General features: G+C 69.6%; 12 protein-coding genes. 6 read left to right on the top strand and 6 right to left on the bottom strand.

Translation table 11 applies throughout. From position 1 onward, the window contains the following. Positions 1-17 precede the first annotated feature (17 nt). On the top strand, positions 18-686 hold the full coding sequence (locus AC0IVP_RS03530; RefSeq protein ID WP_471754611.1) for a class I SAM-dependent methyltransferase: 669 nt from the start codon (positions 18-20) through the stop codon (positions 684-686). A 49-nt stretch (positions 687-735) separates the two neighbouring features. Here AC0IVP_RS03530 and AC0IVP_RS03525 read toward each other — a convergent pair whose 3' ends face one another. From AC0IVP_RS03525 to AC0IVP_RS03505, 5 genes are all read right to left on the bottom strand, one after another. After that, positions 736-1,395, bottom strand: coding sequence for a CoA transferase subunit B (locus tag AC0IVP_RS03525; protein ID WP_471754609.1), 660 nt, complete (start codon positions 1,393-1,395; stop codon positions 736-738). Position 1,396: 1 nt separating this feature from the next. Then, the gene (locus tag AC0IVP_RS03520; protein WP_471754607.1) at positions 1,397-2,173 is read right to left on the bottom strand and encodes a CoA transferase subunit A; all 777 of its coding nucleotides are present in this window, start codon (positions 2,171-2,173) and stop codon (positions 1,397-1,399) included. 28 nt (positions 2,174-2,201) lie between these two features. Then, a complete protein-coding gene (locus AC0IVP_RS03515; protein ID WP_471754605.1) occupies positions 2,202-2,996 on the bottom strand; it encodes a TIGR03089 family protein in 795 nt (264 codons plus the stop codon). Continuing rightward, positions 2,996-4,387, bottom strand: coding sequence for an LCP family protein (locus AC0IVP_RS03510; protein ID WP_471754603.1), 1,392 nt, complete (start codon positions 4,385-4,387; stop codon positions 2,996-2,998). The genes AC0IVP_RS03515 and AC0IVP_RS03510 overlap by 1 nt, the downstream gene beginning before the upstream one ends. Before the next feature lie 274 nt (positions 4,388-4,661). Continuing rightward, entirely contained in the window at positions 4,662-5,141 is a 480-nt protein-coding gene (locus tag AC0IVP_RS03505; RefSeq protein ID WP_471754601.1) for a GtrA family protein, read from the bottom strand. Positions 5,142-5,405: 264 nt separating this feature from the next. On the opposite strand from AC0IVP_RS03505, the gene AC0IVP_RS03500 reads away from it, so the two are divergent. Genes AC0IVP_RS03500 through AC0IVP_RS03490 form a run of 3 tightly spaced genes read left to right on the top strand, consistent with a single transcriptional unit; the run spans position 5,406 to position 8,481 of the window. Beyond that, a complete protein-coding gene (locus AC0IVP_RS03500; RefSeq protein ID WP_471754599.1) occupies positions 5,406-6,620 on the top strand; it encodes a nucleotide sugar dehydrogenase in 1,215 nt (404 codons plus the stop codon). A 17-nt stretch (positions 6,621-6,637) separates the two neighbouring features. Beyond that, entirely contained in the window at positions 6,638-7,441 is an 804-nt protein-coding gene (locus tag AC0IVP_RS03495; RefSeq protein WP_471754597.1) for a glycosyltransferase family 2 protein, read from the top strand. An 8-nt stretch (positions 7,442-7,449) separates the two neighbouring features. After that, positions 7,450-8,481, top strand: coding sequence for an NAD-dependent epimerase/dehydratase family protein (locus AC0IVP_RS03490; protein ID WP_471754595.1), 1,032 nt, complete (start codon positions 7,450-7,452; stop codon positions 8,479-8,481). A gap of 86 nt (positions 8,482-8,567) precedes the next feature. Here the strand turns inward: AC0IVP_RS03490 and AC0IVP_RS03485 are convergent, their stop codons facing one another. Next, positions 8,568-10,337, bottom strand: coding sequence for a hypothetical protein (locus tag AC0IVP_RS03485; protein ID WP_471754593.1), 1,770 nt, complete (start codon positions 10,335-10,337; stop codon positions 8,568-8,570). Between the two features lie 234 nt (positions 10,338-10,571). On the opposite strand from AC0IVP_RS03485, the gene rfbB reads away from it, so the two are divergent. Together rfbB and rfbD are read left to right on the top strand one after the other, a co-directional pair. Beyond that, positions 10,572-11,567, top strand: a complete 996-nt coding sequence (rfbB, locus tag AC0IVP_RS03480) for a dTDP-glucose 4,6-dehydratase (RefSeq protein WP_471754591.1) — start codon at positions 10,572-10,574, stop codon at positions 11,565-11,567. Then, complete coding sequence (rfbD, locus tag AC0IVP_RS03475; RefSeq protein WP_471754589.1) at positions 11,564-12,445, top strand: dTDP-4-dehydrorhamnose reductase; 882 nt, start codon at positions 11,564-11,566, stop codon at positions 12,443-12,445. The genes rfbB and rfbD overlap by 4 nt, the downstream gene beginning before the upstream one ends. The last annotated feature ends 163 nt before the right edge of the window (positions 12,446-12,608 follow it).

Genomic DNA, 12,608 nt, shown 5'->3' with positions numbered 1-12,608 from the left:
GACGAAAGGTTCCACCCGTGACGACCAGCGACCAGGGCGAGCAGATGCGCGCGCTGTACGGAGAACGATTCTCGGGAGAGGACGCATTCCGGCGGGACATGTGGGCGCTGTTGTGCCGCGAGTTCTTCCAGAAGTGGGTGGACCCGTCGTCCACCGTCCTCGATGTGGCTGCGGGCACCTGTGACTTCGTGAACGCGATCGAAGCGCGCGAGCGGATCGCAATCGACTTGAACCCGGCCTTGGTCGATCACGCGGGGCCCGGCGTCCGGACGATCATCGGCCGCGCCGATGAGATGACCGAGGTCCCGGACGACTCGGTGGACGTCGTCTTCGTGAGCAACTTCTTCGAGCACATCGACCGTGAGACCATCCTGAAGGTCATGACCGAGGTGCGGCGAGTGCTCCGCCCGGGCGGCAAGTTCCTCATCCTGCAGCCCAACGTCCGGTTCTGCGCCAAGGACTACTGGATGTTCTTCGACCACATCACCCCGGTCGACGACCGGGCGCTTGTCGAGGCCTTCAACCTGACTGGGTTCAAGCTCACTCACCTCGTGGATCGATTCCTGCCGTACACAGCGAAGAGCCGCCTGCCCCAGTCCATCGGGCTGGTCAAGGCATACCTGAAGTTCCCGTTGGCCTGGAAGGTGCTCGGCGCTCAGTCGTTCTTGGTGGCTGAACCCGTCTGACTGTCCTCCTCCGTCCGGTCGGCGGCTCCCCTACCGACCGGACGGAGGATTAAGGGAGGGTCATCTCTCGCGCGTCGTCGGCGATCCTCAGCGCTGCGCCGGTCGCTCTGACCACGTCCTCGATGCTGACGCCCGGCGCGGTCTCCCGGAGGAGGAACCCGGCCGGGGTGACGTCGACGACCGCGAGGTCGGTGACGACGCGGTCGACGCAGGCCTTGCCGGTCAGCGGGAGCGTGCACTCCTCGACCAGCTTGGGCGACCCGTCGCGGGCCACGTGCTCCATCATCAGGACCACCCGGCGCGCGCCGTGGACCAGGTCCATCGCGCCGCCCATGCCGTTGACCATCTTCCCGGGGATGAGCCAGTTGGCCAGGTCCCCGCGCGGGTTGACCTGCATGGCGCCCAGCACCGCGACGTCGATGTGCTTGCCGCGGATCATCCCGAACGACAGCGCCGAGTCGAAGAACGAGGCACCGGGCTGGAGCGTGATCGTCTCCTTGCCGGCGTTGATCAGGTCCGGGTCCTCGTCGCCCTCGAAGGGGTAGGGCCCCACGCCCAGGACGCCGTTCTCCGACTGCAGCACCACGTGCACGCCGGCGGGGATGAAGTTGGGCACCAGGGTCGGCATGCCGATGCCCAGGTTCACGTACTGGCCGTCCTCGAGGTCCAGGGCGACGCGGGCGGCGAGCTGGTCACGGGTGAGTGCCACGTCAGTTCTCCTCGGCAGCGACGGGACGGGGGCGGGTGGTGCGCTTCTCGATGTCCTTGCCCTCGGGGCCGACGACGACCACGCGCTGGACGAAGACGCCGGGCAGGTGGATCGACTCCGGGGGGATCTCACCGGGCTCCACGAGTCGCTCGACCTCCGCGATGGTCACCGTCCCGGCCATCCCGGCGAGGGGGTTGAAGTTCTGCGCCGACTCGTGGAAGACCAGGTTGCCGTGCCGGTCACCGACCGCCGCGCGGACCAGGCCGAAGTCGGCGGTCAACGCGGTCTCCAGGACGTACTGGACGCCGTCGAACTCGCGGACCTCCTTGGGCTTCGAGGTCTCCACCACGGTGCCCTCGGCGTCGTAGCGGACCGGGATGCCACCGTCGGCGACCATCGTCCCGACCCCGGTCGGGGTGTAGAAGGCGGGGATGCCGCAGCCGCCGGCCCGCAGCCGCTCGGCGAGGGTGCCCTGCGGGGTGAGCTCGACGTCCAGCTGACCGGACAGGTAGAGCCGGGCGAGCTCCTTGTTGCCGCCGACGAAGGAGGAGATCGTCTTGGCGATGCGCCCGGCGTAGAGCAGCACGCCGAGGGCGGCGTCGTCGACCCCGCAGTTGTTGCTGATCGTGGTCAGCCGGTCTGCGCCCTGGGCGAGCAGCGCGTCGATCAGCTTGATCGGCACGCCGCACAGGCCGAACCCGCCCACGGCCAGGGTCGAGCCTGAGCCGATGTCGGCCACCGCCTCGGCAGCACTGGAGACGACCTTGTCCATGCTCATCCACCGTCCATCGAGTGGCTGGGCGGGCTCAGCTGCGAGCGGGGCGGCCCAGCTCGCGGATCCCGTCGAGCCTGAGGCCGAGCGTAGCGGTGACGCCCTCGGTCTCCGCCCGGTGCTGGAGGCCGCCCGGGTGGGCGTTGCGGCACAGCACGATCGACGCCCCGGCGGCGAGCGGGGCCAGCAGCCAGGCGACGGGGCCGGCCTCCGTGGCCGCCTGCTCGTCGACCAGCACCCGGTCGCCGGCCACCAGGCCCAGCCGTCCGGCCAGCTCGACGGCGGTCTCGACCAGGCCACCGAGGGTGAGCTGTAGACCGGCCAGCAGCAGGCCGGGGTCCGACGGCGCCGGCGGCTGGTACGGCGCGAAGTGGTCGCCGTGCACCCGGACCTCGAGCGCGAAGTCCCGGGCGTCGCCCACGTACCCGGTCATGCCCAGGCCCAGCGGGTGCAGCGACAGCCCGAGCAGCTCGTCGAGCCCGTGCTCCTCGATCGCCGGCAGCCGGTCCTGGGCCGCCAGCACCACGTCCACGCCGTCGAGGCGGTCCTCGTCCTCGGCGGCGGTGTCCAGCACGGCGGCACCGCAGGACCAGACGCCGAGCAGGACGGCGGCGGTCTGCCAGTGGACCGGGAGGGCGACCGCGACCGTGCTGCCCGGCCCGACGTCGAACTCGTCCTGGAGGAGGTTGGCGGTCTTGGCGACCCAGTTCGCCAGCGTGGTGCCCGAGAGCTCGACCCGCTCACCGGTCGCGTCGTCGTAGTGGGTGACCAGGGGCGCGGCGGCGTCACGCCGGAGCGCGCCGGCGAGCAGGTCCGGGGGAGTCGTCATCAGTTGATGCAGGTCGTGTCGTCGGCGGTGCGGGGGTCCTCGCCCTCGACCGGGGCGGCCGCCGTGGTCTCGGGGGTGCTCAGTGCCTGGCCGACCCCGTTGAAGTCCGAGCCGATGACCAGCTGGACGATCCCGGACTCGACGTCGTCGACCTGCGCGGTCGTGGCACCGGGGATCGAGGCGGCCAGCGTGGCGGCCAGCGCGTCGTCGCCGGCGGCGTAGCGGATCTCGGTGGCGGTGTACTGCGCGCTGTCGGCGTTGCCGGTGCTCGCCACGACGAACCCGGCCCCCTCGAGCTGGGCCGCCGCCGTCGCGGCCTCACCGGAGACGCCGGACCCGTTGAACACCGCGACGGACACCTCGCCCGGCTCCGTCGTCGCCGGGGGTGCGGTGGTCTCGGCGGGGACGGCCGGGACCGGCTCGGCAGACAGGTTCGCGAAGAACGCGTGCAGCGCGTCCTCGTCCTGCAGTCGCAGGATGTAGCGCCCGGCGTCGTCCTGGTCGTCACCGACGTAGGGCACCGTCTGGAAGTCGATGCTGCCCGCCGTGACGGACTGCATCTGCCCGGCCAGGTCGAACAGGTCCAGGGTCTGGTCGATGGTCAACGAGTTCGCCGCTGCCTCCACCAGCGTCCGCTGCTTGCCCAGGTCGAGCAGGACGTTGTCCGACAGCATCTTGCGGATCATCCCGGCGATGAAGGTCTGCTGACGGATGATGCGGTCGAAGTCCCCGCGCGGCAGGCCGTGCCGCTGGCGGACGAAGGACAGCGCCTCGGAGCCGCTGATGGTCTGCACCCCGGCCGGCAGGTCCACCCCGGAGAACGAGTCCTGCACGGCGTTGCACAGGTTGACCTCGACCCCGCCGATGACGCTGGACAGGTTGAAGAACCCGAGCAGGTCGACCTCGGCGTAGTGGTCGATCGACAGCCCGGTGAGCTGACTGAGGGTCTGGATCAGCAGCTGGGCGCCCAGCGCCTGCTTCTGCGCGTCGGTCGCGTCGTCCGGGGCGTCGAGCATGCCGTAGGCGTAGGCCGCGTTGAGCTTGTCCATCCCGTGGCCGGGGATGTCGACGTAGGAGTCGCGGGGGAAGGAGACGAACGACGCCTTCGACCCGTCCGCCGGGACGTGCACCAGGATCATCGTGTCGGTGTTGATGCCGTCGTTGGCCTCGGTGCTGAGCTCGGCGAGCTCCTCGGGCGTGGCGTTGGCCCGGCTGTCGTTGCCGACCAGCAGCAGGTTCATCGCCTGACCGGCGTCCTCGACCTCGGCGACGCCGTCGTTGCCGCTGGTGGGGATGGCGTCGGTGCGGTTGACGCTGGCCTCCACCACGCGGCCGAGGTACCAGCCCCAGCCGCCGGTGGCCAGCAGCACGACCGACAGCAGTCCGGCCACGACACGTGCTGCGACTGCTGCTCGGGTCACGCCAGTGCGAGCCGGCCGGGCTGACCGGACACCCGTGGCGGACTGCCTGGGTGCTCGTCCGGCCCGAGGGTCCAGGCGAGGGGGCAGAGGGCGGGGGGTCTCGGGCCCCTGGGGCGAACTGTTCACGACAGGTCCTCACGTCGGGCTGGGCACCTCGGCACACACACCAGGTCGTCGTCCGGCGGCGGAGTGGACCTGACGCTACGTGCCCGCGCCGTGGTCGCGCGCGAGCGGTCGCCCTGCGTCAGGCGGCGTTGCGTGTCGCCTGGCGGCGCTCCACGTTCTGCCGGTGGGCCACCGCCGCAGGGGCGTTCTCGTGGACGAAGACCCACTTCCGGTAGCAGACGAAACGGATGAGCGTCCCGATGGCCGTGGATGCGACGTTGGTCAGCTGGAGCACCAGAGCGCCCTCCTGTCCCAGGGGGTAACGGACGATCGCCACGAGGGCCAGGCCCAAGGCCAGCGTGAGGCCGTTGACCACGAAGAAGATCGTGTACTCCCGGCGGAGGCCGGTCCTGGCGCGGTGCGCGAACGACCAGTGCCGGTGTGCGAAGTAGGCCACCGTCATGGACACCACCGTCGAGGCGAGCTTCGCCGTGACCGCACCCCATCCGGCGTGCGCGTACAGCAGCTGGAACAGGCCCAGGTCGATGGCGAAACACGCGATCCCCACGATGCCGAAGGCGCTCAACTCCTTCACGAGCACGCGCCAACTGGCGCGCAAGCGCTGGAGGAAAGGGGTGGTCGGCATGGATCCGATGCTACGAGCCGACCCCTGGCCGGGGCTACGGGCACTCCGCGTCGAGGCGCCTTCCGAACCGTTCCGTCACACGAGGCCCACGAGCCCCGTTCGACCCCTGCAGCTCACCGTCACCTCGCGCTGCGGTGGCGTGTCGACGGTGGTCACCACAGGGGGGTCACTGGTTAAGGTCCTCGTGTTCCGAGGTGACCTGTCATCGGGTGCCAGAAGCCAGAGGAAGGTCGATCAATGCCGGACACCGTGAGCGGGTCCCCCTTCGAGTACGACGTCGTGGTGATCGGCGGGGGAGGCCACGTGGGGCTGCCGTTGGCCATCGCCCTCGCTGACCGAGGCGCCACTGTCGCCGTGTACGACGTGAACGACGCCACGGTGCAGATGGTCAACGACGCCGTCATGCCCTTCGCCGAACCGGGAGCTGCACCGAAGCTCGAAGCGGCCCGCGCGGCGGGTGTGCTGACCGCCTCCACGGACCCAGCGGTCGTGGGCCGGGCAGAGAACGTCGTGGTCGTCATCGGCACACCGGTCGACGAGCACCTGAACCCCGATCCCCGGGCCATCCCCGCGGCGCTGGGCACCTGTAGCCCCTACTTCCGGGACGGCCAGCTCCTCGTTCTCCGCAGCACCGTCTACCCCGGTGTGACTGCGCTCGTCGAGAAGCTCGTCGGTGAGCTGGGGCACGACATCGACGTCGCCTTCTGTCCCGAGCGGATCGCCGAGCACAAGGCGATGGAGGAGCTCTTCACCCTGCCGCAGATCGTGTCCTCGCGAACCGATCGTGGGCGTACGAGGGCTGCTGACCTGTTCGGTCGGCTCACCGAGCAGATCGTCCACCTCGAGCCGGAAGAGGCCGAGCTCGCCAAGCTCTTCACCAACACCTGGCGGTACATCAAGTTCGCCACGGCGAACCAGTTCTTCATGATGGCCAACGACCGTGGGTTGGACTTCGAACGCATCCGTCAGGGTCTGATGACGGACTACCCGCGGGCCAAGGACATGCCCGGTGCCGGCTTCGCAGCTGGTCCGTGCCTGTTCAAGGACGCCATGCAGCTGGCCGCCTTCAACGACAACAACTTCGCCATCGGCCACGCGGCCATGCTCGTGAACGAGGGGCTCCCGCTGTACCTGGTCACCCAGATGGAGAAGCGCTTCGACCTGGCGAACCTGACCGTCGGCATCCTGGGGATGGCGTTCAAGGGCGACAGCGACGACGTCCGGTCGTCGTTGTCCTACAAGCTCCGCCGGGTCCTGGACTTCCGGGCCGGCTCTGTGCTGACCACCGATCCCCACGTGAAGACCGATCCGCGGTTGCTCCCGTTGGACAAGGTGCTGGCCGACAGTGACGTGCTGGTCCTGGCCACGCCGCACACCGTCTACGCGGACATCGTCACCGACAAGCCGGTCGTCGACGTCTGGAACTTCTTCGGTCGGGGCGTCACGGTCTGATGGTGAGCTCACCTCGGGTGTCGGTCGTCATCCCCGCGTACAACGAGGGCGAGGCGATCATCCCGGCGCTCGACCGGGTCTTCGAGGCAGTGCAGCTGGACAGCGAGATCCTCGTCGTCGTGGACTTCCCGGAGGACACGACGGTGGCGGCGCTCACGCGCTACGCCCAGTCGCACCCTCATCTGCGGACCGTCGTGAGCGATTACGGGCGGGGTCCTGCGAACGCCATCAGGTTCGGGATCGACGCCGCGGCGGCGGACACCGTCGTCGTGACGATGGCGGACGGATGCGACGACCCTCGGCAGATCGACGACCTGACCCGGCTGATCGAACGGGGAGTCGTCGTGGCTGCGGCCTCCCGGTACATGCCCGGTGGTCAGCAGGTCGGCGGGCCAATGTTCAAGTCGATGCTCTCTCGTGCGGCTGGGAAGTCGTTGTACGTCTTCGCCCGGATCGGCACACGAGATGCCACGAACAGCTTCAAGGCCTACGACCGGGACTTCGTGCGCAGAGTCGGCATCGAGAGCCGACACGGCTTCGAGATCGGACTGGAGCTGACTGCGAAGGCGCGGCGGCTCGGCCTGCCCGTCGCAGAGCTCCCCACCATCTGGTTGGACCGCCAGGCCGGCGTGTCGAACTTCAAGCTCGCCCAGTGGATCCCGAAGTACCTTCGCTGGTACCGCTTCGCTTACGGGCCGAAGCTGGAACTCGCGGAGCTGCAGGAGCGCAGCCCAGCAGAGCCCCCCGGTACGCCCCCGATGGAGACCGGCTTCTCGGCCCACGTCACTGTCGGGGATCCCACAGTCAACACAGGAGCGTGAGGTAAGTCGTGGCACGAGTAGTGGTCAGCGGTTCCGCCGGTTTCATCGGCGGTTACGTCTGTGAAGAGTTGCTCCGCCGAGGACACGAAGTCGTTGGCGTGGACAACTACTCCAAGTACGGGCGTGTGGAGAAGTCGTACGACTCCGACCCCAGGTACATCTTCCTCGAAGGCGACGTCCGGGATGCCGACACGATGCGGAAGGCGCTCGAAGGCGCCGACCACTTCATCGCAGGCGCGGCGCTCATCGGTGGGATCTCCTACTTCCACACGTACGCCTACGACCTGCTGGCGCAGAACGAGCAGATCATCGCCTCGTCCTGCGACGCGGCGATCGAGGCGTTCGACGGAGGGAAGGGGACCTTGCAGAAGGTCACCTACCTGTCGTCGTCGATGGTCTTCGAGTCCACCGACCGGTGGCCCTCGGTCGAGGGCGACGAGCGGATCGTCCCCCCGCCGCTGAGCTCCTACGGCTTCCAGAAGCTGTCCGTCGAGTACTTCGCGCGGGCTGCTTGGGACCAGTACAAGCTGCCCTACACCATCCTGCGCCCCTTCAACTGTGTGGGCATCGGGGAGTCACGCGCCCTGGGTGACGTCGAGATCGACTCGGGCAACGTCAAGCTGGCGATGAGCCACGTGGTCCCCGACCTGGTGCAGAAGGTCCTCAAGGGTCAGGACCCGCTCCACGTCCTGGGCAACGGCGAGCAGGTCCGTCACTACACGTACGGCGGCGACCTGGCGCGGGGCATCGTGGAGGCGGTGGAGCAGCCCGCCGCCCTGAACGAGGACTTCAACCTGTCCACGCCGGTGGGTCACTCCGTGAAGGAGCTGGCCGAGGTCATCTGGCGCAAGATCAAGGGCGCTGACGTCCCGCTCGCACTGGCGCACGACGAGGGGTTCGAGCACGACGTGGCCAAGCGTGTCCCCTCGACGGAGAAGGCGAAGCGGGTGCTCGGCTTCGAGGCGAGCACGACCCTCGAGGACATGCTCGACGAGGTCATCCCGTGGATCGAGAAGGCCGTCGCGGACGGCACCATCTAGTCCGGCACCGCCCTCCAGAGGCCCGGGTTCTCCGCGTACGCGGGGAACCCGGGCCTCTGTCGTCGAGGATGGCCGACGGAGTGCAGTCAGCGGTCCACCGGCGGACCGATCAGCTCGACGACGGCCTGGTCGGTGGGGCCGACGGCCTGATGCGGGTCGGTGGACCCAGCATCGGCCCGGTGCGTCGTCCAGACGAAGACGGCCAGGCCGCCCAGCCCTGCGGCCACGCCCACCAGAGCGCCGCTGTGCAGGACGCCGGTGGTGCCCCCCGGGCCGTAAGCCGCCAGGAGCAGGATCGCCTGTGCCGCGCACAGGGCCAGCGGGAAGCGGAGGCCTCCGGCGGTCCACCAGGCGACCGGCAGGGCGATGAGGGTCAAGACCGGCACGTGGGAGCCGCTGTGCAGCCAGGTGTCGCCGGGGCCGTGCAGCACGAGGCTCCACAGGAGAACGCAGGCTGCGACCGCCGCCGAGCCCCGCAACAGCCAGCGGGTCGTGGCGTCCAGCTCGTCGCGGTGCAGGACCGACCACCCCAGGAACGCCAGCAGGGGGACGACTCCCAGTCCGACGGCCCCGGAGACGGTGAAGAACTCGGCCGACCGACGAGCAGCAGCATCCCAGCCGGACGAGGACAGCCCAGCCCATGGCGCGCCGGACAGTGGCAGCTCGACGTTCGCGGCCTTGTCCGACACGATCGCGCCGAACGGGCGGGTGGTGTAGGTCCGCCAGAGTGCGTCGAGCAGGCTCTCGCCGGTCGGTTCGACGACCCCGGCCAGGTGCCAGAGCAGCAGCCTGTCCCCGGGTGGGTCGACGACGCGCTGGTAGGCCGCCCACGGGAGGTAGAGAGCCAGTGCAGTGACTGCCGGAGCGAGCAGTCGGGCCCTCCTGCGGAGGCCCTGCCCGCCGGCCCAGAGTGCCAACAGCACGAGCGGGGCGGCGAACACGGCGGTCCCGTGCGCCAGGAAGGCGATCGCGCACCCCGCCGCCGCGGCGACCGCAGGCACCAGGGCCCTGGGATCGGTGGTCGTCCGGTGTCGGGCGTCGAGAGCGATCGCCAGGCCGCACAGCACCAGCCCAGCGGAGAGCAGCTTGGGCCAGCTGAAGACGGTGTTCACCAGGGTGGTGCCGGCCAGGGCGGCCATGACCATGCCGACCGTCGCCGCCCTCCGGTCGAGTCCCAGGGTCCGCATCGTGGCGAAGAGCCCCGGTACCCAGACCAGCTGGACGAGGATCCCCGTGAGGGAGGCGAGAGTCGTCTGGTCGGTCTGCAGCAGACCCGCCAGGGGAGCCAGCAGCAGGAGGAGGCCCGTCTGCGTGGGGGGCCTGTCGCTGGTGAGCCATCCTTCCAGAGCGCCGCGGGGGTCCTGCCCCTGTTCCAGACGGCGGGCGATGAGCTCCGGGAGTTGGTTGTCCCAGGGCAGGGGGTGGCTGAAGCGCACCCGGGCCAGTGCGTACAGATCCACCTGGTCGTCCCAGAGCAGGAACAGGGAGCCGTGCAGCACGAGCACGCTCACCACGAGACCGCCGACGAGCGCGATGTCCCCCCGCCGGGAGGCGGAGGGTGAGTCCGTCCCGCGTCGGGGGGAGGGCCGGCGCAGGACAGTCGCGGCACACAGGGTCGACGCGAGCGCGAGGACGAGCACGCCCACCGACGAGACGAGACCGAGGGTCCGCCCGGCCAGCCACAGGAAGAACAGGCCGTAGCCGGTGACGGCGAGCCCGATGCACCCGTACGCAGGCGCCAGGTGCGGCCGACCCCGCCACCACGGCCGGAACGCCACAGCCCAGGCCGTTGCCACGCAGATGAGCGCGCCCAGCGCGACCACGGCCACGAGCAGGACGTGGAGGTGCCAGCTCACGAGCAACAGAGCCCCGACGGAGCCGGGACGATGCTGCGGGAGTGGTGGGGGGACTCCCCGGGCGTGAGGGCCGGCAGGGGGCGTTGAGCCACGGGGATCCTCACGTCGGGCCGGCACGGGGTGGTCGAGACTGTATCCGCGCGAGGTCGCTCTGACCGGGGTCCGCCGCGGCCTCTGCCAGAATGGACAACCGAGAGTGTTGTCCCACACCCCACCAGAAGGACTGTCTACTCGATGCGCATCCTGGTCACCGGCGGCGCCGGTTTCATCGGTTCCCACTACGTCCGGACCCTGCTCTCCGGTGGTTACCCGGGCTACGAGGACGCCGAGGTGACGGTGTTCGACAAGCTGACCTACGCCGGCAACCTCGCGAACCTGGCCCCGGTCGCCGACAGCCCGCGCTACCGGTTCGTGCAGGGCGACATCTGTGTCCCGGCGGACCTGGATGCCGCGCTGCCCGGTCACGACGTCGTCGTGAACTTCGCTGCCGAGTCCCACGTCGACCGCTCGATCACTGGCGCAGCCGAGTTCGTGCTCACCAACGTGCTGGGCGCCCAGCAGGTCTTCGAGGCCTCGTTGCGCCATGGCGTGGGACGGGTCGTGCACGTGTCCACCGACGAGGTCTACGGCTCGATCGACGAGGGCTCGTGGGTCGAGGACCACATCCTCGAGCCGAACTCCCCCTACTCCGCGGCCAAGGCCGGCAGTGATCTGATCGCCCGTGCGTACGCCAAGACGTACGGTCTGAACATCTCGATCACCCGGTGCAGCAACAACTACGGGCCCTACCACTTCCCGGAGAAGGTGATCCCGCTCTTCGTCACCAACCTGCTGGACGGGCACAAGGTCCCGCTCTACGGCGCGGGCGCCAACATCAGGGACTGGCTCTTCGTCGACGACCACTGCCGCGGCATCCAGCTCGTGGTGGAGAAGGGTGCACCGGGCGAGTACTACAACATCGGCGGCGGGCGCGAGCTCACCAACCGGGAGCTCACCGAGAAGCTGCTCGAGGCCACCGGCCGGGACTGGAGTTCGGTCCAGGAGATCGTCGACCCGCGTGGTGGTGGTCACGACCTGCGGTACTCCGTCGACTACTCCAAGACCGGGGCTCTGGGGTACTCCCCCCGGATGTCGTTCGAGGACGGTCTGGCGATGACCGTGCAGTGGTACCGGGACAACCGGGCGTGGTGGGAGCCGCTCAAGGCCGCCGCTGCGACGGCCCGGCAGTGAGCACCGCCTGGCTCGTCACCGGCGCCCGGGGGCAGCTCGGTCACGACCTGCTCGCCGTGCTCGCCGACCGCGCAGACGCGGTGACCGCGGTGGGTCGGCAGGAGATGGACCTGACGGACGAGTCCTCGGTCCGGGGGGTCCTCAGGACCTGGCTGGCCACGTCATCGGCAGACCGGTACGTCCTGGTGAACGCAGCTGCCTACACCGCGGTCGATGCGGCCGAGACCGACGAGGACACCGCGGCGCTCGTGAACGGGAGCGCGCCTGGGTGGATGGCCGAGGAACTGGCCGGGCGCGCGCGCCTCGTGCACGTCTCGACCGACTACGTGTTCGACGGCGCAGCCTCGTCGCCTTACCCGGTGGACGCACCCGTGGCGCCTCGGTCGGCCTACGGACGGACCAAGGCGCTGGGGGAGCGAGCTGTCCTGGAGGTGGGCGGCGACGCCTCGATCGTCCGGACGGCCTGGGTGTACGGCCGCCAAGGTGGGAACTTCGTGCGCACGATGACCAACCTGGAGTCCCAGCGTGAGACGGTCTCGGTCGTGGACGACCAGATCGGGTCCCCGACGTGGGCAGCGGACCTCGCTGGCGGGCTGGTGGCTCTGGGGGAACGTCTGGACCCCGTTCCCCCGGTCCTCCACTACACGAACGGGGGGCAGGTGAGCTGGCACGGGCTCGCTCAGGCTGTGTTCGACGAACTGGGAGCCGACCCCGACCGTGTGCTGCCGACGACGTCCCAGGACTTCGTGCGTCCGGCCCCCCGCCCGGCCTACTCCGTCTTGGACGGGGGTGTCTGGGACGCTGCCGGCCTGCCGGCCCGACCGTCCTGGCGCAGCGCACTGCACGTCGCGATGAGCAGCGGGTTCCGCGCTTCCTAGCTCCGTCTCGACCGGGTGACGGGCAGGTCGTGCGCAATCCGCCCGGCCTGTTCGTCATCTCTTGGAGGGGTCGCCCCTCAAGCTCCGTGTCCCTCGTGACGATGACCCTGACGTAACTGGCCCAGCCTCCTCAGGTGGGCCCCTGTTCGTCGTCATCGGAGGA

The organism is Klenkia sp. AC732 (assembly GCF_979256525.1).
Note: the sequence above shows the minus strand (reverse complement) of the source record. Positions and strands in the feature narration are given on the sequence as shown.